The sequence below is a fragment of the Synechococcus sp. PCC 6717 genome (genome assembly GCF_022698185.1).
GTDB classification, from domain to species: domain Bacteria; phylum Cyanobacteriota; class Cyanobacteriia; order Thermosynechococcales; family Thermosynechococcaceae; genus Thermosynechococcus; species Thermosynechococcus lividus.
In genome coordinates, this window is record NZ_JAKLTV010000001.1 from 291,952 (window position 1) to 313,656 (window position 21,705).

Genomic DNA, 21,705 nt, shown 5'->3' on the forward strand with positions numbered 1-21,705 from the left:
CATCATTCGTTCGCTATTAGTTCGCTTCACCGCTCATCATACCATCATGATATGCCCTACACCTTAGGGGCATCGCGGCAGTACACGTCCTTTAGCCAGCGTTCGACCACATCCCCATAGGCCTTAAGGCTATACTCTTGCTCCGCTTGTTGGCGGCACGCTGAGCGACGAATCTGCTCAATTTGACCAAGGGCACTAATAAGGTCGGGCACTGAATCGGGGGTCACTAAAAAGCCCGTTTGCCCATGGCGGACAATTTCACTGGGCCCCCCGCGATCGTAGGCAATGACGGGCACGCCGCAGGCTAAACTTTCAATGACCACATTGCCAAAGGCTTCGACCCAGCGGGAGGTGAGCAGCAAGGYTTTACACCGCCGTAGGTGTGCCTGCATCTGTTGGGTGGGCAAAAACCCAAGGTATTCAATGGGGGCATCGGGATATTGAGCCTGAATTCGCTGCCAATAGTCAACATCCTGCATCTGTCCCATAATTTTTAGGGGAGTGCGGGTCACATTTGCCGCTGCCACGGCATCTTCTAACCCCTTTTCGGGGGCAATGCGCCCCAGCCAGCACAGGACATCGTCGGGGTCGGCGCAAAATTCGTAGAGGCTTAAGTCTAGGCCACTGCCTAAGCATACACAGCGATCGCCAAAGGGAAAGGTCGCTGCTTGGGTGCGCGTATAGACCCCAATACTGCCGGGATACTGGTCAATCACAGTGGCGATCGCCTGATCCATCACCTCAGAAATCGAAGCCATACTCACCAAGTGTGCCACCGGTCGAGATAACCATGGAGTCAGATAAAAGGGTAGCCAATCGTAGGCAAAATTAACGATGAGATCGTACCCCTGCTGTAGCTGCCGCACCCGTGCCCACAGATTAGCTAGGACACTATTGCTGGGCATGACAATCGGCTGGTCTCGGCGTTGATGCTGGGCAGGCACCTGTAGGGCACCGGGAATCTCCTCAATGGCAGCGGGTACTGGCAGGCGCGATCCACAGGGAGCAAGAATCTGAATCTCGTAGCCGCGGGGTTGCAAAGCCAAGACCATATTGAGGAGGGTGAGTTCAACCCCACCCCCTTGACCGGTACCCAACGGCCCGACAGAGGTCGATGCAAACAGGAGCTTCAGAAATCCCCCTCGCCTTAACGCAGTGCCTCAGCACCGGCGACCACTTCGAGAATCTCTTGGGTAATGGCCGCTTGGCGAGCTTTGTTGTAGGACAGGGTCAGTGTACCAATGAGGGTTTGGGCGTTGTCGCTGGCGTTATTCATGGCCGTCATCCGCGCGGCTAGCTCTGAGGCAGCGGCTTCTTGCAGTGCCCGCAGCAATTGGTTGCTCAGGTAGAGGGGCAAGAGCGCATCTAAGATCTGTACGGGATCCTGCTCAAAAATCATGTCTGGGGGCAGTGCTGGCAGGTTTGAAGTGACCTTCTCGCGGTTCACCTCCAGATGGGAGGCCCGGGTGGTCAGACGGAAAATTTCATCATCGGCTGCCTCTAGTCCTTGCGGATCAAGGGGGAGCAGCGTTTGCACCACCGGCTTCGAGCTAATCAATGAGACAAACTTGGTGTAGATCAGCTCCACCCGATCCACGGTTTCTGACAAAAAGAGGGAGAGCAACTCATTGGCAATTTGGCCTGCTTCGCTGGCAGAGGGGATTTGCTCGAGGCCAGAATAAACCGCATCGATGGGATAGTCACGGCGCTGGAAGTACTGAGCCGCCTTGCGACCCACGATCACTAGGGTATATTTAATTCCCTCTGCCTCTAGTTCTTCGGTGCGCTCCTTGGCGCGACGAATCACGTTGGTGTTGTAACCGCCACAGAGGCCGCGATCGCCGGTAACAACTAACAAGGCCACAGTCTTTACAGGACGTTTTGCCAGTAGGGGTAAGTTGGCATCTTCAAAGCGTAGCCGCGTTTGTAGCCCGTAGAGCACTTGAGCTAGGCGATCGGCAAAGGGACGACTCGCCATCACCTGCTCTTGGGCACGGCGCACTTTTGCTGCCGCCACGAGGCGCATGGCTTCGGTAATTTTGCGGGTATCTTTGATGGTTTTGATGCGATCGCGAATAGCTTTGAGATTGGGCACGGTAATCTATACTCCTAAGCAAAGCGTCCCTGCCCTAAGATTTTAGCCTAGAGGGGGATCGCCGCGATCGCCTAGGTGGGGGTTTCCGTCGGGGCTATCTCAGGTGAGCGTCCCCGCGCTAACACTGTGAGAATCGGGACAGCCAAGGCAGCTAAGGGAGGAACAACCCGCCCCACCGGCTGCGGTAAGGTTAAGCTCACACTCAGGGCGGAAATAACTGTTGCTGCAATCCCCGTTAGCCAAAGTGCATACCCCTGTCGGCGCAACTGCCGTTTTAGATGGCGGTTTTCCTGAGCGGCAAGGGTTAATTCTGTGGGTACAACTGTTGAGACTTGAGCGCGCAAGGCCTCATTGTCGTGGCGCAGTGCATCGGCCTCTAGCTTTATCTGCTCTAGTTCTGCGTTGAGGGTATTGCGCTCTGTTTCCACTTGGGTCAGTTGCCGCGTCAACTGTGCTAATTGCTGCGCCAGACCAATATCGTGGGGTTCGCTGAGGAGCGCCGTTTCTTCTAGGGAGTCTGGGGGGGCGGCGGCTAAGGCGTCCTGTAGTTGCTGCTCTAGTGCAGCCTTTTCGGTTTGCAGTGAGGTGAGTTGGGCGTTGAGTTCTGCTAGAGTCGTCGCTTGGTCTTGCAGCGTTAGCAGTTGCTGCTGTAGCTCTTCTTGCTGCGTGATGGCTTGGGCAAGCTCCTGTTCCAAGTTTTGGCGCATTCCCTCAAGAGCAGTTTTTTCAGCCGTTAACCGCGCAACTTGTTCTTTTAATAGATCGCTTGCGTGTGTAGCTTGCTGACTGGCCAATTGCTCTTGCAGGCGCTGAACCTCTGCGGTAGCCCTTTGATAATTCGCTCGTAGGTCACTGAGTTCGCGGTTGAGGTGATCTCGCTCGGTTTGGAGAGTCGTTAGTTCAGTGGTCAGTTGGCTAATTTGCTCTTGCAGGTCAGCATTTTGGGCGATCGCCCGCTGCTCTGCTGAACTGGTCAGCGATTCTAATTCAGCAGCGAGGGAGCTTAAATCAACCTCCTCAGGTTGACTCGCAGTGCGTGCCAGTTCCCCCAAATCCGTAATAATGGTTTCTAACAAATCATCGGGTGGGTTGCTAGGATTTTCGGGACTTGGCATAGTCTGTCACCTCAGTTGATAAGGCGCTAAGAATTCTTCCAATTATAGCTATAGCGATCGCCGATACTATTCTCTAGGCTAGAAGCAGCAAACTGTCTGAAAAGAAATTTTTTGGCTCGGGATCCTCACCATTCTTGGAGTTACTTAAATTGTATGAGTCAATCAGCATACCTGATTCAATTATCAGACTTGCACTTATTTTCAAACAGCAGTGGCACACTGCTAGGGTTACGCACCGCGGATTCCTTGGCCGCTATTTTAGACACGCTCCAACACCAGTTCCCCCCACCGGATGCATTGTTATTAACCGGCGACTTGGCGCAAGAGCCGTGCACCCAAACCTACACAAACCTTGCCAACGCCTTGAAGACCTTCCCCTGCCCGGTCTATTGGCTTCCCGGGAACCATGATGATCCCGCCGCCATGATCCCTGCCCTTGCGCAACCGCCCCTCAGGGGCGATCGCCTCATGTCCCTTGGGGCGTGGCAAGGCATTCTGCTGAATTCTCAAGTTGAGGGTCAGGTTCACGGTGCCTTAAGTGAGACGACGCTACACTGGCTGGATGACCAGTTAAGCAACTGCAGCGATCGCCCCACCTTCATTGCCCTGCACCACCCTCCCTTTCGCACGGGTGCACCATGGCTAGACAGTAGCCGCCTGCAAAACCCAGAGGCACTCTTTGGCATCCTAGACCGTCATCCTCAGGTCAAGCTAGTGCTGTTTGGTCATATTCACCAGTCCTTTATGGCCGAGCGCCAAGGAGTGACCTACCTCGGGTGCCCCTCCACCTGTATTCAGTTTTTACCCCGTGCGGCTAAATTTACTCTTGAACCCATCGGGCCTGGGTTTCGTCAACTTTGGCTAGAGGCCGATGGCACCGTTAGAACCCAAATCCAGCGCGTGACCATTCCACTCACCTTGGATTTTACTTCTGAGGGCTACTAAAAACTAGGCGACAATCGCCTTTGTAGGCTATACCTAATTACAAGCAGGTTAGGAGTGTTGGGTCATGAACCTAAGTCGGAGCACCGATGAGATCAAATTGGTACCGGAGATGACCACTGGTCGCATCCCCTATACTCCTCGCAACCATCGCCGTATTCTCTGTGTATTCCCTCGCTACAGCCGTTCCTTTGGCACCTTTCACCACGCCTACCCGCTCATGGGCACCGTCCGTGCCTTTATGCCGCCCCAAGGGATTCTGCTGGTGGCTGCCTACTTGCCAGAGTCGTGGGAAGTGCGCCTCATTGATGAGAATGTGGCTCCGGCCAAAGAGGCTGATTACGCTTGGGCAGACGTTGTCATCACTAGCGGGATGCACATTCAACGCGCCCAAATTAACGAAATTAATGAAATTGCCCACCGCCACGGTAAACTCACGGCACTCGGAGGACCATCGGTGTCTAGCTGTCCTGAGTACTACCCCGATGTTGATATTTTGCATTTGGGGGAGTTAGGCGATGCCACCGACAAAATGATTGCCTACTTTGACGAGTATGGCTCTCAGCGACCACCGCAGCAACTGATCTTTGAAACCACTGCTCGCCTTCCCCTCAGTGAGTTTCCCATACCTGCTTATCAGCATGTGCGGATGGCAAACTATTTTCTTGGCAGTGTGCAGTTTTCCAGTGGCTGCCCCTTTCGTTGTGAGTTCTGCGACATTCCCGAACTCTATGGCCGTAATCCGCGCCTCAAAACGCCCCAGCAAATTCTCAAAGAATTGGATACCATGCTGGCGTCGGGGAATCCGGGAGCCGTTTATTTCGTAGATGATAACTTCATTGGCAATCGCCGCGCGGTAACTGAGTTATTACCCCACCTCATTGACTGGCAAAAAGCCAATGGCTATCCGTTGCAATTTGCCTGTGAAGCCACCCTCAATATTGCCCAAAGTCCCAAACTACTGGAGATGATGCGGGAGGCGTACTTCTGCACAGTGTTCTGTGGCATTGAAACGCCGGAGCCAGAGGCGCTGCACGCCATCCACAAAGACCAAAACCTGAGTATGCCGATTTTACAGGCGGTGCAAACCCTGAATAGCTATGGCATGGAAGTCGTCTCAGGGATCATTATTGGGTTTGATACCGATACCCCTGAAACGGGCGATCGCATCCTTGACTTCATTCGTGCCTCCCACATTCCCACCCTCACCATTAACCTGCTCCACGCCCTACCGCGAACCCCCCTGTGGCGCCGACTGGAAGCTGAAGGCCGCCTCAACCATGACGAAAATCGCGAATCTAATGTCGAATTCCTGATGCCCTACGAAGAAGTAGTAGAGATGTGGCGGCGCACCATTACCACCGCCTACGAACCAAAATTTCTCTACGAACGGTTTGCCTATCAGATGGAGCACACCTATCCCAACCGCATTGCCGTCCCCAATAGCCGAGCACGGCTAAGTCGCGAAAATATTCTCCGGGGTCTGCGGATTATGAAAAATATCCTCTGGCAGGTGGGTCTTCGCAGTAGTTATCGAGACACCTTTTGGCAACTGGCTTGGCCTGCCCTGAAGAAGGCGCAAATTGAACAACTCATCCACGTTGGTGTGGTAGGACATCACTTGATTAATTTCGCCCAAGAATGCGCCCGAGGTGATGAGGCAGCGTCGTTCTATTCCCAGCGGCTACGCAAAACAGCAACAGCAGCCGCCCCCCTACAAACGGCTGGACTATCGGTAAAACTCCGCTAATTACTGCTTAGTTATATAATGAACTATATGGGTTTACGGCATTGCTGAATAGACGTATGATTTTCGGGTTTGAGTCTTTTGCCGCCCTCACCCTAGCCCTCTCCCAACGGAGAGGGAACAAGACTCTTAGCTCCCTTCTCCTTGGGGAGACGGGTTGGGGATGAGGGAATTCATAGCCACATTCAGCAACACCGATTTAGCAATAGTGCTGCACGACATGAAATGATTGAATCTCCCTCTTCTGAATTATTGATGCACGTGGCAGACTACTTCAAGGTGCTGGCGGAGCCAAGTCGCCTGCAAGTGTTGTGCGCCCTAAAACAGGGACGACGCAATGTCTCAGAAATTATTCAGCATACTGGCTTAGGCCAAGCCAATGTGTCTAAGCATTTGAAAACCTTGGCTCAAGCAGGCTTGGTGCGTCGCCACCCCCAAGGGGTTACTGTCTATTACGAAATTGCAGATCCAACTATTTTTCCCTTGTGTGATCTGGTCTGCCAACGCTTAAGGCAGCGACTTGAGGAGCAATCCCAAGCCGTCAGCCAGTGGGCGAATAACTTTTCCTAAAAAAATCGGGTCTATCGGACTTGGTATGCTAATGTAACATGCTATACGAAATCTGAGATATGCAGCTACTTCTAACTGATCTACTCAACCTACCTGGAATTGAGGTTGAAGATTATACCGATGTTGCGGGAGAATTGATTCTTATAGTGGAAGCAAAGACAACCGAGGCGATTTGCCCACGTTGCCAACAAAAAAGTTGTCATTTACACCAGAATCATTGGTATCTAGTGCGAGATTTAAGCATCAGTGGACGAACCGTATTTCTTAAGATCAATCGTCGCCAGTTTAAGTATCGAACTTGTGGTAAGCCATTCAGTGAAACGCTCGATTTCATCGGCAATCGTCGCAAGCAAACGGATCGATTTGCTCAGTCAATCGTGCAACAGGTTTTGCACAGCGACATTCATAATGTTGCAATTTCAAATGGTCTCACTGATGAAGAAGTATGGTCAATGGTACAGTATGTCAGTAAAAAAAACTCCACGTCGATGTGAGTTCATTAAAACGATTAGGTATAGATGAGATTTCCTTAGGTAAAGGACAAGGAGATTACATAGTTGTTTTGGTCGATTTAGAGCGGCGAATTCCCCTTGCCTTTGCCCCTTCTCGCAAGCAGGAAGATGTGAGGCAAGTGCTTGAGGCATGGGGAGCAGCAGTACTCAATCAAATTATTGAGGTGAGCATTGACCTGTCTGGAAACCATAAAAGTTTGGTTCATAAACTCCTACCTAATGCTACAGTGGTTGCTGACCGATTTCATGTTATGAAGATTGTGAATCAGGAATTGGATAAGGCTCGACAAAGTATTTGTAAAGCGAATGAGCAGACGGTAAATGAAGTCCAGAAAGCCCAGATTGCAGCCGCGCTCAAACAAAGTAAATATGCGTTACTGAAGCCGGAGGAAAATCTAACTCAGAAGCAAAAAGCAAAACTGGAAGAAATTCGAGAAGTAGTGCCAAGTCTGGCTCGAATGCATCAGGAGAAGCAATCGTTTAGAGCCATCTTTGAGCAAGCAAAAGATTGGAAAGATGGAACCTTTCAATTGCTCGATTGGTTAGCTCAAGCTCAGGATTCTTTTCAAGAGAGCGTAAGAACAATTTGTCGGTGGTTTGGTGAAGTCACCGCCTATTTTGATAATCACACAAATAGTGATGTTGTTGAAGGTATTAACAATAAATTGAAGCTGATCAAGCGGTCAGGTTATGGGTTCAGGAACTTTGACAATTTTCAGTTACGTTGCTTAATTTGCTGGCATTTAGCTATTGATTAAGCATAACTCGGACGATAGAGCCACCTGGCCATGAAACCTCAATACCCATCCGCAACTAGCCTGAGTATAACCCCAGATTAACGCCACAGCGAAGCCTGACCCTTTGGCTTGAGGGGTTTGTGCTGAATGCATCGATTGTTAACAATTTCAGCGCTAAATCTGGAGCATCAACGTTTTATAGCGATTTGGCAATTTTGAACTACCCGTCATACCCCAAACCCAAAAGGGTACTTGCCATTGTGGTCGTGGATTCAAGCACCTACTGCAACATGTTGCAGATCCCTTACCCTGAGTGTAGGATCAAACCCAAAAACTAAGCTGTTAGCGTGACCAACAGCAGGATGATATCTCGATGGCCAATTGCCCTCAAATTGTTGGAATTGTCAAAGGTCCGGGGGAGTCCGGCAACGAATACGTGTTTATTACGGCAGATGCTCGTCCGGTGCGCATCGGTGAATTCGTTTTTTACAGTATTGACGATGGCAATGCAGCCGTGCCTGTGGTGCGGCAAGTCCTAGGCAAAATTAGTACCTGTTGCCTCATTGAGCATTTACCGGATCGGATGTTTGCTGACTACGAGCTTGACCCTGGGGCGATCGCCGCCTTAATTGGCTTTACCTGCGAACCCGCCGAACTCTACGAAATCACCGTAGAAGTGATGGGCTACTTTGACCCAATTTTGGGCTTTAGTAACCTGCGCCGCCTCCCTCCCCCGGGGGCAAAGGTCTATCGTGCTGAGGATGAATGGCTCCAGCAGGTGCTCAACAAAAAACCCATGCATGCCCCTGGATCGGCTCATATCGGCTCGCTGCTGCTGCGGGATGAAGGCGCGGTGCCCATCAGCTTGGATGTTAAGGAACTGGTGAGCACTCACATGGCTATTTTGGCAGGCACAGGGTCTGGTAAATCCTACACCGCAGGCGTACTCCTTGAAGAGTTACTCCTGCCGAAAAATCGGGCGGCAGTGCTCATTTTTGACCCCCACGGTGAATACCATACCCTCAGCGCTATTCAGGGGCACTCAGCATTTCGGGGGGAGGATGGCTACCAGCCCAAGGTAGAAATTATTACCCCAGAAAACATTAAAATTCGTGTCTCCTCCCTCGAGTTTTACGATATTTTGACCCTGCTGCCCCAGATGAGCGATCGCCAGCAAGCTATCCTTAGACGCGCCTACGATGAGGTGCGCAGACGCTTTACTAATGATCGGTGGGGTATCGCTGACTTAATTGAGGCAGTCTATAGCGTAGATCGCAGCGTTGATGAGGACGGGAACACCCAGCAAGGCTCCTCCGCGCCAGCACTGGCATGGAAACTAGAGAAAATGGAGCGCTCTGACTATTTCCATGCCTACGAACACCTGCCACCGCAACGCCTTTTTGTGCCGGGGCAAATTACGGTTCTGCAGATGAATGAAATTCCCCTCGAAGAGCAACAGGTGATTGCCACTGCTATTCTGCGGCAAACCAACCATGCCCGCATCAATACCCACAAAGGGCGCTCGTCCAAAGGCGATGAGCAATACCTGCCGTACCCTGTATTCATCCTGATCGAAGAAGCCCATCGCTTTGCTCCTGCCCATGAGCCTTCGCAGTGCAAACAGGTACTGCGCACTATCCTGAGTGAAGGCCGTAAGTTTGGGGTTGGGGTTGGGCTCATTACCCAGCGTCCGGGCAAGTTGGATAGCGATGTTCTCTCGCAGTGCATGAGCCAATTTATTTTGCGAATTATTAACCCCGTGGATCAAGAGAGCCTGAAGCATGGCGTTGAAGCCGCAGGCAGAGACCTCCTCAAGGAGTTACCCGCCCTCAGCAAAGGACAAGTGATTATTTCCGGTGCCTGCGTCAATACACCCGTGCTGTGTCGGGTGCGTCAGCGCCTCACCTGCCATGGGGGCGACACGCTTGATGCTCCAGCCCTGTGGCAGGCGTACTTTKAACCAAAAAAACAACTGGAACGCCAGTTAGAGGTTGCTCCACCAGTACCGCGCCCGAAGGCGAAAACAGTTGGCCGGCGATCAATTGAATAGGAATTGAGAATGTCCCCTGTCGTCAATTCCAAAAAAATAAGCTAGATTAGTGGTAAGTGTAATCATGGGGCTGAAACGGCTTCGACGTTCTAGTGAAAGTTAGGCTGTGATACAGGTCGAGAGTGGACTATCTCTCGTTAATCCAGAGTCCAAACCAAAAAGTAACTGCGAACAACATCGTTCCTTTCGCTCGTAAAGCTGCTGCGGTAGCCTAAGACCTCTAAAACGGTTCGAGCACTCGTTGTCTGACTCCGTTAAGGACAGCGGGTTAACCCCAACGGATGCGCTAAGCAGTTCTCTCTGGTGGCCTGTTTAGCAAAGACTCTACCAGAGCATCCTACTGTTCGGGATAAGGAACAGTTCCTGCCTGAGGGTCAGAAAGGCTAAGCCTGTGAATGAGCAGTCGGTGAGTAGCTAGGGCGGACACGGGTTCGACTCCCGTCAGCTCCATCAATATGTTTTAGCGGGTATCATCACTGATAAGTACCGTGTTGAGAAAAAAGTTACCCGTTTATGCTGGGTGATGTGAAACCACGCAGACTGAAGCCTAGTGATAAAGTCTTGAGCTTGCCTGTTGGCATGGGTCTGTTTAGCTTAAAAAATATCGAAATCCAGATGGGCTTGGTGATATATCCCCTAACCTGCACCAAAATCTGACAAGGAGACTGGTGATGTCACAGCTACTCCGAAACAGCTAGGGTGCAAAGCTGAGGGAGATAACCATGAGTGAGCCGATACCAGCATCAGAAGCCAAGCAAATCATGGATATTCTTAAAGAATTGCAAGGCGATATGAAAAGGGTTCAGTCTGAACTCCAAGCATTGACCTTAGAAGTCAGGGTGAACCAGTCCAAGAGTAATGAGCAATTTAATACGGTAAGGGCTGAAATCAAGGTAATTAATGATAAGGTTGATGGCTTACGCTCTGAACTGCGGGATGACATCAATGAGCTTCGTACTCAGCAACGTGCTACAGATGCAAGGCTATGGGCGTTTATTGTCGGACTCGTAACTCTAGTCGGTAGCGGCGTGATTAAGGTTCTCTGGTTTGACCGTGCTTAAATACTAGGCTGGCTTTTAAGGTCCATACCAGTTCCGGGGCTGGTAAATAAGATGCCATTGACAGGAATTTACCCCCAGTGATACCTCAAATATATTCGTCAAGCGCCGTACCACCACTGGCGATCGCGTCCTTCTAGGTGGATCCAGTACAGGGTGATCATCATGACGGTGTTTGTTTCTCGATGGTAAACGGCGTAGCTAGGGTGGCGCTTTGTTGCCCCATCCACCACTAATCGACGGCCAATCCGCCGCCAACTCGGTTCTTTGCTGCGCCACGCAATGCGGCAGCAGGGCCAAGGTAGCTGCTCGCGATCAAACAGGCGACAACACGGACCAATGACCTCATAGCTAAAGGAGTAGCCCGGACTGTAAAAATGATAGCCCGTTGGCCATGGTGGCAGGGGTGTTGTTGGCGCAGCAGTAATTGTGTTTAGCATAGAGGCTTTCTCTCCCCAATGTTGCTGAGTGTGGCTATGAATTGCCCTCATCCCCAACCCTTCTTCCTAAGGAGAAGCGATTATCTTAAAAGTCAAGCAAATGATGATGCTGGAACAGCCGATTGACTCCCATCTGAGTTGGACGGCTGCCAGTCCGTACCATGGTTGAGCATGGCATTGAGAATTGTTAATAGYTTATGCATACAAGCCACTAACGCTACTTTGGTAGCCTTGCCCTTCGCTAATAAGCGGTGATAGAAGACGCGAATCACTGGATTATGGCGCACCGCCACCCAAGCTGCCATGTACAACAGTTGACGCACAGCAGCACGACCACCAACGATAGCGCGTTTGCCTTGCTTCTGCCCACTATCTCGGTTGAATGGGGCAACGCCCACCAGCGTACTGATTTTTCGAGTGGACAACTGTCCCAGGTCTGGCAACAGGGCTAACAAGGTCGCGGCGACGACCTTGCCCACCCCTGGAACCGTCATCAGCCGCGTCTGTTTTGCCTGCCAGGGCTGACATGGATGGATTTGGGTGTCGATCTGCTCGTCTAGTTGCTGAATGCGGTCTTTGCGCCATGCAATGTGAGCTGCTATATCTGCTTGGGCTGTTCCGCGTAAGCCTGACAAGCGGTTTTGTTCAGCAGTCAGGAGGTCTACCAGTTGCCGCCTGCGGGTGACCAAGTCCTGAAGTTCTGCGTCCGCTTCGCTGGCCAATGGCCGAGTCGGCGGTTTCATCGCTTCGCCAAACCAAGCTAAAATCGCGGCATCGACCGGATCGGTTTTAGCCAGTTGATTGGCAGCTTTGGCAACGTTTCGCGCTTGCCGAGCATTAATCACGACCACGGGATAGGCTAGCGTGGACAGCACCAACGCCACTGACCGCTCATAGCCGCCAGTGGATTCTAGAATCACCCGAGCGACCGCCTCAGGCGGACACAGGTGAGTCAGAAGTTCGCGAATCCCACTCGCGGTGTTGCTCACGCGAAAACTCTGCTTCTGGGGGCGTAGATGTACATCTAGCCACCGCTTACACACATCAATGCCAATCCATTGTTCTTGATCCTGCATATCACTTTTGCGCCTGTCTGGGGGTAAATCAGGTGTTTACTCAGCCTTGCGTCATGCGGGTTCTACTGTCCCAACCGATGATTCGAGTTTGACCTGTTGCATCAGAGGGATGACCCTAGCTTCTCCATGATGTCTCGCATCTAAGGGGTGACGGTCTGTCTCTCTAGTTTTAAGATACAAGGGAGCTAAGAGTCTTGTTTCCTCTCCTTTGGGAGAGGGCTAGGGTGAGGGTAGCAAAAGACTCAAACCCGAAGGTCATACTTGATATTCAGCAACGCCTCTAGTGGCTAGGATCAGCGGTTATCATCGGTGCTGAGGCGACTTTGTAGATCGTCCACAGCTTCGTTAATTTGGGCGATTTTTGCCTCTAGTTCAAGCCGCATGGATTCCATGAGGGTTTCATCACTACTGTTTAGATCCCCTGCTTTTGCGCCCTTGAGGGGGACAGCATTAGTCGTGCTGATTTCAGTGAGCTTTTCTTTCAGAAGTAGGCTAATAAGGGAGCCAGCAATGCCGCCAAACAGCGCACCAGCTAGAAAACCCCAGCCAAAGCGATCGCCACGATTATCCATAGAATCAGCAAACAATGATTAGGCGTTACTTGACCTCGTGCGCCCTCAATAGAATCGCACCCGGTAATCAGTCTTCAAGCTACCACCAATCTAGCAGATTCGCACCTCAAACGGTTTCCTGCTGCCTGATGCTGACTTGCATCTGGCTGAACCAGTCAATGAGCTGCTCTATTTGCTTTTCAATGGGTTGCACCCCTAAGCCCCGGATGGTGACTTTGCCTTGGCTATAGATAAAGCGGCTGTGGAGATGGCTGGGTAATTGCTCTTGTAAGAGTTTCCATGCCGGTTCAGCCATAGGCGTTTCTAAGATCACATGCTGCTTGCCTTCAGCACGGATGCGGCTAATCCCACACTGTCGCGCCAGTTGCTTCAGTTCAACCACGCGCAGGAGTTGTTGAACGGATTTGGGTAATGCACCATAGCGATCGCTCCAGTCCGCCGCCAACTGCATTAATTCTGCCTTGGTGGTGGCCGCAGAGGCGGCTCGATAGGCGGCCATTTTTTGCTCTAAATCGGGGATATAGTCGGCAGGGATAAAGGCGGTGACGTTGAGATCAATTTGCGTATCCTCGACGGTGGGAATGTCTTGCCCGCGAATGTCGGCGATCGCCTCCTCTAGAAGCTCAACGTACAGATCAAACCCCACCGTTTCCAGCTGGCCGTGCTGCTCTGCCCCAAGGAGATTCCCTACCCCCCGAATTTCCATATCCCGCATCGCCAATTGGTAGCCTGAGCCAAGCTGCGTAAACTCCTGAATCGCTCGGAGTCGCTGCCGGGCTGCATCGGTCAGCACCTCTTGGCGGGGATAAAAGAGCCATGCATGGGCTTGAATTCCAGACCGACCTACCCGACCCCGTAGCTGGTACAACTGCGCTAAGCCAAACCGCTGGGCGTCTTCCACCAAAATAGTATTGACACGGGGGATGTCTAAGCCAGACTCAATAATGGTCGTGCACACGAGGATATCCGCCTCACCATTGCTAAAGCCAAGCATGGTGGATTCTAATTCGCCTTCTGCCATCTGGCCGTGGGCAATGAGAATCCGGGCAGAGGGCACCATTGCCTGCAGTTTGCTGCCTACCTCCTCAATCCCTTCCACTCGGGGCACCACGTAAAACACTTGGCCACCGCGATCTAGCTCTTGGCGGATGGCACTGCGTACTGTTTCGGCATCGTAGGGAGCCAGATGGGTTTGAATGGGGCGGCGGGACGGGGGCGGCGTTGTAATCAGGCTCATCTCGCGCACCCCAGATAAAGCCATATAAAGGGTACGGGGAATGGGAGTGGCGCTCAGGGTGAGTACATCCACTTGGGTTTTCAGGGCTTTAATTTTTTCTTTTTGGTTGACTCCAAACCGCTGCTCTTCATCCACAACGAGCAAGCCCAAATCTCGGAACTTCACTGCTTTCCCTAATAGTTGATGGGTGCCCACAACAACATCAAGCTCACCAGTTTTGAGCTTTTGGAGAATCTCTTGGCGTTCACTCTCACTGCGAAAGCGATTCAGCAATCCCACTTGGATGGGGTAGGGGGCAAACCGTTCTTTGAGGGTGTGGTAGTGCTGCTGGGTAAGAATGGTGGTGGGTGCCAGAACGGCTACCTGTTTACCGGCCATCACGGCTTTGAAAATAGCCCGAATCGCCACTTCGGTTTTGCCAAAGCCCACATCCCCACACACCAAGCGATCCATGGGGCGATCGCTCTCCATATCGGCTTTGACCTCTTGAATCGCCTTGAGTTGATCTGGTGTGGGCTGATAGGGAAACGAGTCTTCGAGTTCCTGCTGCCACGGAGTGTCGCCAGCGAAGGCAAACCCCCGCTGCTGTGCCCGTTGGGCGTAGAGTTGCAGTAAATCCACAGCCACTTTTTTTACGGCTTTGCGAACACGCTCTTTGGTGCGTTCCCAAGTTTTGCCGGTGAGCTTATTCAGTTGCGGTGGGGTCTCACTTTGCTTACGGAACCGCGAGAGGGTATTCAGTTGGTCAGCAGCGACACGGAGCACGCCATCGGCATACTGTAAGGCAAGATATTCGCGGGTTTCATTGTTGATGGTTAGGGTTTCGAGGCGCAGAAACTGGCCAATCCCATGCTGGCGGTGAACAACATAGTCCCCCGGTTGTAGTTTGTTAACATCCACCTGCTTCGCAGCAGCCCGACGGCGTTTGCGCACATAGCCCACGTTGATCAGGCTCTGCTGGCCAAAAAACTCGCGATCGCTGACGAGCACCGTGCGAAAGGTCGGTAGAATAAACCCCGATAGCTCTGCTAGGCCTGTGGCCTTCAGGGCAATGGGGACTCGCTGCTGTTGCAGCTTATCAATGGCCGGAAAATCTCTAGGGTTGGGAACAAACTGTGCTGGACAATCGTGCTCCTGCAGCAGGGCAACAGAACGACTCGGCTGGGCTGAGACTAACCAGACAGTGTAGCCTTTGTCACGCTCGTCCCGGAGGATACTGGCTAGCCGGCCAAACTGGTGGGGAATCGCCGGTACGGGTCGAGCCGCCACGTTCAACCCTTGCCCCTCACTGGCTAATTCGTAGAGGTCTAGGCGCGGAAACCGCTCGAGGGCTTCAGCAGTAACAGACCAGGGTTGATGAATCGGGGGGGGTGGATCGCTCAGAGTTTGCCAATAGCTCTGGCAGTGTTCCCACCAGCGATCGCTGTGGGCGGCACACAGGGGCGGTTCATCCACCGCCACTAAGGTATTGATCGGTAAGTAATCCAGTAAAGAGGCAGGCTGAGGGAAGGCAGTGCCCAAATAGCGGCGGGCATCTTCGGGAGGGGGAGCCTGACCCTTCGCCGCAAGGGCTGCCGTGATCAGGGGGGTAAAGCTAATGGGGGTGAGGGTGACCTGCGCGAGGGCATCCAGACGATCTCCCTCAGAGCGCAGTGACCGTTGGCTCACCGGATCAAATTCGCGAATGGCTTCAATTTCATCGCCAAACCATTCCAGCCGCACCGGCAGTTCGGCAGCCACAGGAAAAATATCGATGATGTCTCCACGGCGGCTCCACTGTCCTTCTGTTTCTACAAGGGAGACCCGCTCATACCCTAGGTGTGCCAAGTCGTTTGCTAGGGCAGTTAAGGATCGCTCGTCCCCGACCCGCAAGGTCAGACATGCTGCATGAAACACTGCTGGCGGTGGCAAGTGAGGTTGCAGTGCCCGTTCGGTCGTAACAATGGCCATGGTACCGGCGGGGCGATCGCTCTCCACTAGGGCTTGCATTTGCCCCCAGACCATTTCTGCTTCGAGATCAAAGGGATCGTAGGGAGAGGCTTCTGAGGTGGGATAAAACAACACGGTGTCCCATCCCATCAACTCCAGTTGTGTTGCCCAGCGCGCCCCCTCCTCAAGGGTAGAGGTCACAATACAAAGCGAGTGCTGACAGTGTTGGGCTAGTGTAGAGGTGATTAACCCTTTGACCAGCCGTGGCATCCCGGTCAGTGTTAGGGATCGCTGCTGCTGGAGCTTACTGAGTAGTTCAGCCGTCAGCGGTAGTTTCGCCCAACTGCGGCAAAGCGCAACCAAGGACATAGGCTATTGGTTCACAGATCACATTTCTTTATTATCCACGCAATACAAAAGCTGGACATTTTGCCTACTGATGAATCAGCTTCGGGGCTTCTCGGAGGTTTTCTGTGAATGACCCCTTGACTATCGATATAGGCAGCATTGGCACTCTCAGGATCAGGACCAGTGAGCAGTTCGGGTAAGCGCATCGCAGGCACCATGACACGCCCTAATTCATCCATGCTTCCCTCAGGGGTTGGGAACTCAAAACGCAGCAGCGAACCTTTGTAAAAAATCTGATGCGTGTTTTGACGGGAGGCTGGGGTGGCAACAGCGGTTTGCTCTGAAATTGCCCCCTGTAGCGGTGCTGGGCATTGCGCCTGCGCACTCATACCTGCCATGCCTAAACCGTATCCGCCTAACAGGAGTCCTGCAAAAAGCAGCAAAAAGCATTTCATGCTATCCCCCCGGTTTTGCATTGTCAGTATTTTGATGTTGATGGTTGGCGTTGGGGCGATCGCCCCCCCATAGGGCACTAACATTTCCATAATCTTGGCAACCCCTAACGTTGGAAGCGTTGGCTTACCAAGCCAAGTAGAATGAGTCTTTACTCAATAATCAAAGTCAATAATGAAAGGATCAATGATTGTGTTATTTTGTGATTAACGACAATTCTCGAAACTCTCTATATATTTATGATCCTATAAAAACAAATCAGAAATGCAAAATGTTATACATTGCAAAAGATCAGTAAATTTTTATCAACATTTGCGATTCTGTCCCGGTTCTTAACGGCAATCAACGCACAGAATAAACGTAGGAGCCTAGATCGCTTATGTCAACGTTTACAAAGACAGCATTGTGTAGCGGTGTAAGTTCCTTGAAATGGCAGCACAAGCTGTAGAGCATACCAAACAGTAAAAACTCATTTTGCGAGGTTACGATGGAACGTTATCAACCCAATGCCACCCCGCTGACTGAGGCAGATAAAGCCGAGTTACAACGGCTCAAACAAATTCTTGAGCGAGCTGTTGCGGATGGTGTCCTCACTGCGGAGGAAATGACCCAAATTAAGCGTCAAATTAATGCTGACGGTAAAGTAACCTTCGAGGAATTAGAGCTTTATCGCCAGCTGGTGCAAGAGAAAATCAATGAAGGAATTTTAGTCCGCGAAATCACCTGAACTGGGGTTGATTCAATGGACTAGTTCACACTAATGGTGCCTGCACTGGCCATGCCATTCAGGGCAAGGGGGGTGGGTGCAATAAGTAATACCTGACGCACGTGATGTCGCTTGGCAGGGGTAAGGTAGTCCTGCTGGTGCGATCGCCACAGTTGCCATTGCCGAGTTTGCTCTAGGGCAATCATTTCTGCAAGGCAGGGGGATGCCTCTCGGAGGTTGAGGCCTAATTGACGTTGGAAAAATTCATGGAGGACAACCCCATCGTGCAGGGTTCCTAAAAGTTCCTGTAGTTCGGCAAAAGCCGACACTTGGCAGGCAAAATCTTCGCCATAGACACGACTAAATAACTCCATTTGGTAGCGCACGCGCTTGGTTTGCTTACGCAGATCGTGGAGATCTTCCCCCGATTTTTGGAGGAGTGGCGCTGGGTCACTGATGGCCAAAAACGTGGGGCGATCGCCCTGCCAGTCCACCGCTACCTGCCAGCCGGGGTGTAGTAACAGATGGCACACAAGGGGCAATAAAATATCGGGAGCAATGAGAGTAATGGGCAAATTGGCAATGGGGCGATACTGGGGCTGAGCTAACCATTCGCCTAAGCCCTGTTGCAGTTTACGGTAGCGATCGCCCCGCAGCAGGTGTAGAGCTTTTTGTAGAGCCTCCTCGCGCTGCTTATCCAGCTTTTTAATTAACTTGGCCAGTTGCTGTTGCTCGCTCCGCGGTAAATGGGGGTAGTACTGCTCCTTCAGCGCCAGCATCATCACATCCAAGTCCCGCACAGGACTGAGGCTGCTTGCCACCGCGCGCACCCGCTGAATCGACACGCCCTTCGGAAACCGCACCGTTTGGCTAAACACTTCAAGGGCAGTACGGAGCCGCCGTAAGCCTACTCGCATTTGATGAATGGCTTCGGGATCGCGATCGCGCAGTACACCAGGTTCGTGCTTACTAATTTTGCGATAGTATTTTTCAACCGCTTCGTAGGCGACCTGACCTAGGGTTTCCATGTTGTCCCCCTGAATTGTCGTCTTCTCTAAGCTACACCATCGACCCTCAGCCGCTGAGCTGTAGAGATCGCGGTATGCTAGGCTAGCTTTCGATCTGAGTTTAAAGTGGAGTTTAACAACAGCTTAGCTTTTTAGCTCTCACCTTAATACTAGCTTAACTGTTTCAGAACATGGGCAACAAAAATACGACGGTAAATTGCAGTCGCGGTAGCTAACTTGGCACAAAAAAAGCCAAGGGTTTCGCCTTGGCCGGTTGAAAAAGATTGTGTTTAGCAGTTAACTGCAACTAGGAGCATTATTATCGGTCCCTTCTATAACAGTGGAGGTGGTGATGCCATCGGAGACGGTGACACAGCCGGTCACCCCTGTGCCAGCGGGATCGGTGGCAGCTGTACTAGCGCTTGCAGAGTCTCCAGCATTAGCAGTGATCGTTGGTGTGCTGTAGCCGTCGGGGGTAGAAACGCCTAATTTTAACTGGGTAACATTAGAAGCAAAAGTTGTCTTCTCAAGGCGGTAGGCTTGCTGGGCACGGTTAATGGCACCGATGGTATTTTTGGCGCTAGAGAGACGGGCTTTGGCGGCTTGGTTCAGCATGGAGGGCAGCGCAATGGCAGCCAGAATACCAATGATGATCACCACCACGAGTAGCTCGATGAGGGTGAAGCCTTCGTCGGCTTTTTTCTTGGCGAGCAGGTGCTGGAGGAATTTAGCTTTAAGCTCAGTTTTCATAACGATGCAACTCCTTGAATTCGAGTAGGGCATGACAGACTGCCTCTAGAGATCAACATACCCACGCCAAGGGGGTAAATTAACAGGGCATCCAAAAAGTTCGGCTTTTACGGTTCAGGTTCTTTCGTGTCGTTGGTTTGAGACGCTGGTTCGGCGGCAGGTGGTGAGGCTGGGCGCGGAGCCACTAAAACGGATCCGGAGTTTTGAGGGGGCTTAGCAGCGCCAAACCGTTGCCAAAAGGGCTTAGGCGGGGGTGCAGGGGTTGTGGCGGCCGCTGGGGGTTCGGGAGAGGCAGGGGGGCTGAGTTCTGGTTCTGGAGCCATGGGTTCGGCTGGCGGGCTAGGTTCCGGTTCCACATTGGGGGGGGGKGGTAATTGATCGGGAAGGCTGGGGCTGAGGCTACTTTGGAGGTTTTTGGCGGCCAGTTCCCCCCGCAGCAGCCGTGAAAGGGCGTCATTGCCCCCTGGGTGGTAGGTAACAAGGCGCGTGATGGTAGTATTGCCGATGGGCTGGCCATTGCTATCGAGTAGATCTAGGCGAACCCAGTTGTCTCCGGGTTTGAAACCTGTGAGATAGTAGGCTTGCCAACGATTGACTGTGAAGGATTGACCATTGATGGTGCAGCGAACCTGCCACGTGGGGCGATCGCTCTCAACAGGCACATTGCTGAGGTAAAAGTCTAGCAACATGGGTTCAGCGCCATAGACGCCTTGAGGTTGGTTGTAGGTCAGCAATGGAGTTGTGGGGCGATCGCCAGTGGCAGTATAGAGGTGAAAGGTACGCTCGGCATAGGCTAGGGGGCTTTTGATGCTTTCTCCCCATGGATAGACAATAAAGGCGCGCAGCAGGTGGGTGCCGGGTTGCAGGTCACTAAATTCAATGGGTTCCTTCAGGTCATACACCGAACGGCTGGGGCGATCGTCGAGCACCACTTCAACGTGGGGGCCTAGGCCAGTGCGTGGATCCTGAAAAATGTTTAGCCCCTCAACCTGAAGGGTAACGGCAATGGTTGTGGCCTCTAGGGTTTGGTTGGGCTGGGGGCTAAGAATCTGCAGGCGTGGTTCGTAGCGGTCAAACCAGCTCTTCAGATCCTCGATAGCCACTGGTGCTGCTACCTCGGCAAGCTCACTCCCTGACTTTGCCCATGCGATGTCCTCGATTCCCCAAAACAGAGCAAGGCAGAGGAAAAACACTACAGTGCACTGCACCAACCGTTGCCAACCGTTCATGCTGATCCCATCTGTTGCGGTACCACCGACCATTGTCTCAGACCGCTGTATCCTTGCCAATTAGTATGGAGGTGCTCTGGGTGAGCGGCTGTCTCACTGGATAATCCTAGGTCGGATCGCTTCCAACTCGGTTCACCCCCACAAGCGTGGGGACAACTTTCCGCCCGCCTCAGCTAGTCATTATCTATCGGGCGGTTCACCCCTACAGGCATGGGGAAAACCTTCTATTATTCCCACTATGACTGGGTTTTGGCAAGGGGATCCCTCTCTATGTCTTCAGACTCTATTTGCGGTTAGCTTGTGGGGGTTCGGGGGTAGATAAGCCCTGCACTGTCCCCCTTGCGGTCGGGCACAGGAAGATGTCATCCTGTGCAAGGCGGTGGTTTCACCCGACAATAAATTAAAAGGCATCTAGAGCTTATTTTCCCCCTCCTTGGAGTGTTGTTGTGACCTTACAGTTGCGCATTTACGTTCCGCCCCATCCCTTGATCAAGCACTGGCTTACTGTTGCACGGGATGCAAACACTCCCAATTCCCTTTTTCGAGTTGCAATGGCTGAATTAGGTCGGTGGCTCGCCTACGAAGCGGTGCGCGACTGGTTACCAACGATAGAAACGACTGTAGAGACTCCCCTTGCTGCCACCTCTGCTGTGGTGATTGACCCGCAGGTGCCAGTTGCAGTTGTGCCGATTTTACGGGCGGGGTTGGCGTTGTTGGAGGGAGCGCAGGGTGTTTTACCCACGGCAACCATTTACCATCTGGGGATTGTCCGCGATGAGTGTACCCTGATGCCCTCCTGCTATCTCAACCGCTTTCCTCAGCAATTTGCACCGCAGACACGGGTACTCATTAGTGAGCCCATGCTGGCCACCGGTGGCTCGATTATGACAGCGATGACGGAACTCACTGAGCGGGGGGTCAATCCAGCACTGGTGCGGATTATTTCAGTGGTGAGCGCCCCGCCAGCCCTGCAAAAACTCAGTGCTCACTTTCCGGCGGTACAGGTCTATGCAGCTACGATTGATGAGATGGTCAATGAGCAGGGGTTTATTGTGCCTGGGCTAGGGGATGCGGGCGATCGCGCCTTTGGCACCGCCTAAGCGCTCGCCACTATGGGTCAATGCACGAGGAA

Annotated in this window: 20 protein-coding genes and 1 other RNA gene; 10 read left to right on the top strand and 11 right to left on the bottom strand. The window is 52.3% G+C overall.

All coding sequences use genetic code 11. The features are described 5' to 3' along the window. Window positions 1–56 precede the first annotated feature (56 nt). From L5470_RS01395 to L5470_RS01405, 3 genes are all read right to left on the bottom strand, one after another. Entirely contained in the window at window positions 57–1,097 is a 1,041-nt protein-coding gene (locus L5470_RS01395; RefSeq protein WP_499497689.1) for a glycosyltransferase family 4 protein, read from the bottom strand. 50 nt (window positions 1,098–1,147) lie between these two features. Next, window positions 1,148–2,095, bottom strand: a complete 948-nt coding sequence (locus L5470_RS01400; protein WP_099799094.1) for a F0F1 ATP synthase subunit gamma — start codon at window positions 2,093–2,095, stop codon at window positions 1,148–1,150. A gap of 71 nt (window positions 2,096–2,166) precedes the next feature. Further along, window positions 2,167–3,210, bottom strand: coding sequence for a hypothetical protein (locus L5470_RS01405; RefSeq protein WP_499497691.1), 1,044 nt, complete (start codon window positions 3,208–3,210; stop codon window positions 2,167–2,169). 153 nt (window positions 3,211–3,363) lie between these two features. On the opposite strand from L5470_RS01405, the gene cpdA reads away from it, so the two are divergent. The 8 genes from cpdA to L5470_RS01445 all read left to right on the top strand — a co-directional run bounded on the left by cpdA (window position 3,364) and on the right by L5470_RS01445 (window position 10,829). Then, a complete protein-coding gene (gene cpdA, locus L5470_RS01410; protein WP_099799096.1) occupies window positions 3,364–4,155 on the top strand; it encodes a 3',5'-cyclic-AMP phosphodiesterase in 792 nt (263 codons plus the stop codon). A gap of 64 nt (window positions 4,156–4,219) precedes the next feature. Further along, complete coding sequence (locus L5470_RS01415) at window positions 4,220–5,902, top strand: B12-binding domain-containing radical SAM protein (protein ID WP_099799097.1); 1,683 nt, start codon at window positions 4,220–4,222, stop codon at window positions 5,900–5,902. A gap of 141 nt (window positions 5,903–6,043) precedes the next feature. Further along, a complete protein-coding gene (locus L5470_RS01420) occupies window positions 6,044–6,469 on the top strand; it encodes an ArsR/SmtB family transcription factor (protein WP_499497694.1) in 426 nt (141 codons plus the stop codon). 59 nt (window positions 6,470–6,528) lie between these two features. Next, window positions 6,529–6,963 carry a transposase family protein gene (locus L5470_RS01425; RefSeq protein ID WP_499497696.1) on the top strand — a complete coding sequence of 145 codons (435 nt, stop codon included), beginning with the start codon at window positions 6,529–6,531 and terminating at the stop codon, window positions 6,961–6,963. Further along, window positions 6,960–7,739 (top strand): ISL3 family transposase, encoded by a 780-nt coding sequence (locus L5470_RS01430; protein ID WP_499497698.1) that lies wholly within the window; start codon window positions 6,960–6,962, stop codon window positions 7,737–7,739. The genes L5470_RS01425 and L5470_RS01430 overlap by 4 nt, the downstream gene beginning before the upstream one ends. Before the next feature lie 352 nt (window positions 7,740–8,091). Next, window positions 8,092–9,768, top strand: a complete 1,677-nt coding sequence (locus L5470_RS01435) for an ATP-binding protein (RefSeq protein ID WP_499497700.1) — start codon at window positions 8,092–8,094, stop codon at window positions 9,766–9,768. 66 nt (window positions 9,769–9,834) lie between these two features. Next, window positions 9,835–10,221: a transfer-messenger RNA gene (gene ssrA, locus L5470_RS01440) on the top strand. Between the two features lie 269 nt (window positions 10,222–10,490). Continuing rightward, window positions 10,491–10,829, top strand: coding sequence for a hemagglutinin (locus L5470_RS01445; RefSeq protein WP_099798952.1), 339 nt, complete (start codon window positions 10,491–10,493; stop codon window positions 10,827–10,829). Between the two features lie 98 nt (window positions 10,830–10,927). Here L5470_RS01445 and L5470_RS01450 read toward each other — a convergent pair whose 3' ends face one another. The 5 genes from L5470_RS01450 to L5470_RS01470 all read right to left on the bottom strand — a co-directional run bounded on the left by L5470_RS01450 (window position 10,928) and on the right by L5470_RS01470 (window position 16,973). Then, a complete protein-coding gene (locus L5470_RS01450; protein ID WP_198405935.1) occupies window positions 10,928–11,266 on the bottom strand; it encodes a DUF8632 family protein in 339 nt (112 codons plus the stop codon). Window positions 11,267–11,358: 92 nt separating this feature from the next. Continuing rightward, the gene (locus L5470_RS01455; RefSeq protein ID WP_499497702.1) at window positions 11,359–12,342 is read right to left on the bottom strand and encodes an IS110 family RNA-guided transposase; all 984 of its coding nucleotides are present in this window, start codon (window positions 12,340–12,342) and stop codon (window positions 11,359–11,361) included. 293 nt (window positions 12,343–12,635) lie between these two features. Continuing rightward, window positions 12,636–12,914, bottom strand: coding sequence for a ssl2009 family thylakoid membrane protein (locus L5470_RS01460; protein ID WP_099799952.1), 279 nt, complete (start codon window positions 12,912–12,914; stop codon window positions 12,636–12,638). 106 nt (window positions 12,915–13,020) lie between these two features. Continuing rightward, window positions 13,021–16,449: a transcription-repair coupling factor gene (gene mfd, locus L5470_RS01465; RefSeq protein WP_499497705.1), complete on the bottom strand. Its 3,429-nt coding sequence runs from the start codon at window positions 16,447–16,449 to the stop codon at window positions 13,021–13,023. A gap of 11 nt (window positions 16,450–16,460) precedes the next feature. Beyond that, window positions 16,461–16,973, bottom strand: a complete 513-nt coding sequence (locus tag L5470_RS01470; RefSeq protein ID WP_499497707.1) for a hypothetical protein — start codon at window positions 16,971–16,973, stop codon at window positions 16,461–16,463. Window positions 16,974–17,368: 395 nt separating this feature from the next. Between L5470_RS01470 and L5470_RS01475 the strand changes: the two genes are divergently transcribed. Continuing rightward, on the top strand, window positions 17,369–17,608 hold the full coding sequence (locus L5470_RS01475) for a hypothetical protein (protein WP_099799630.1): 240 nt from the start codon (window positions 17,369–17,371) through the stop codon (window positions 17,606–17,608). A 20-nt stretch (window positions 17,609–17,628) separates the two neighbouring features. Here the strand turns inward: L5470_RS01475 and L5470_RS01480 are convergent, their stop codons facing one another. The 3 genes from L5470_RS01480 to L5470_RS01490 all read right to left on the bottom strand — a co-directional run bounded on the left by L5470_RS01480 (window position 17,629) and on the right by L5470_RS01490 (window position 20,573). Continuing rightward, window positions 17,629–18,615: a CHAD domain-containing protein gene (locus L5470_RS01480; RefSeq protein WP_099799631.1), complete on the bottom strand. Its 987-nt coding sequence runs from the start codon at window positions 18,613–18,615 to the stop codon at window positions 17,629–17,631. 276 nt (window positions 18,616–18,891) lie between these two features. After that, entirely contained in the window at window positions 18,892–19,344 is a 453-nt protein-coding gene (locus tag L5470_RS01485) for a type IV pilin-like G/H family protein (protein WP_499497710.1), read from the bottom strand. A 107-nt stretch (window positions 19,345–19,451) separates the two neighbouring features. Next, complete coding sequence (locus L5470_RS01490; RefSeq protein WP_499497712.1) at window positions 19,452–20,573, bottom strand: hypothetical protein; 1,122 nt, start codon at window positions 20,571–20,573, stop codon at window positions 19,452–19,454. Between the two features lie 446 nt (window positions 20,574–21,019). Between L5470_RS01490 and upp the strand changes: the two genes are divergently transcribed. Then, window positions 21,020–21,673: a uracil phosphoribosyltransferase gene (upp, locus tag L5470_RS01495; protein WP_099799633.1), complete on the top strand. Its 654-nt coding sequence runs from the start codon at window positions 21,020–21,022 to the stop codon at window positions 21,671–21,673. Window positions 21,674–21,705 lie beyond the last annotated feature (32 nt).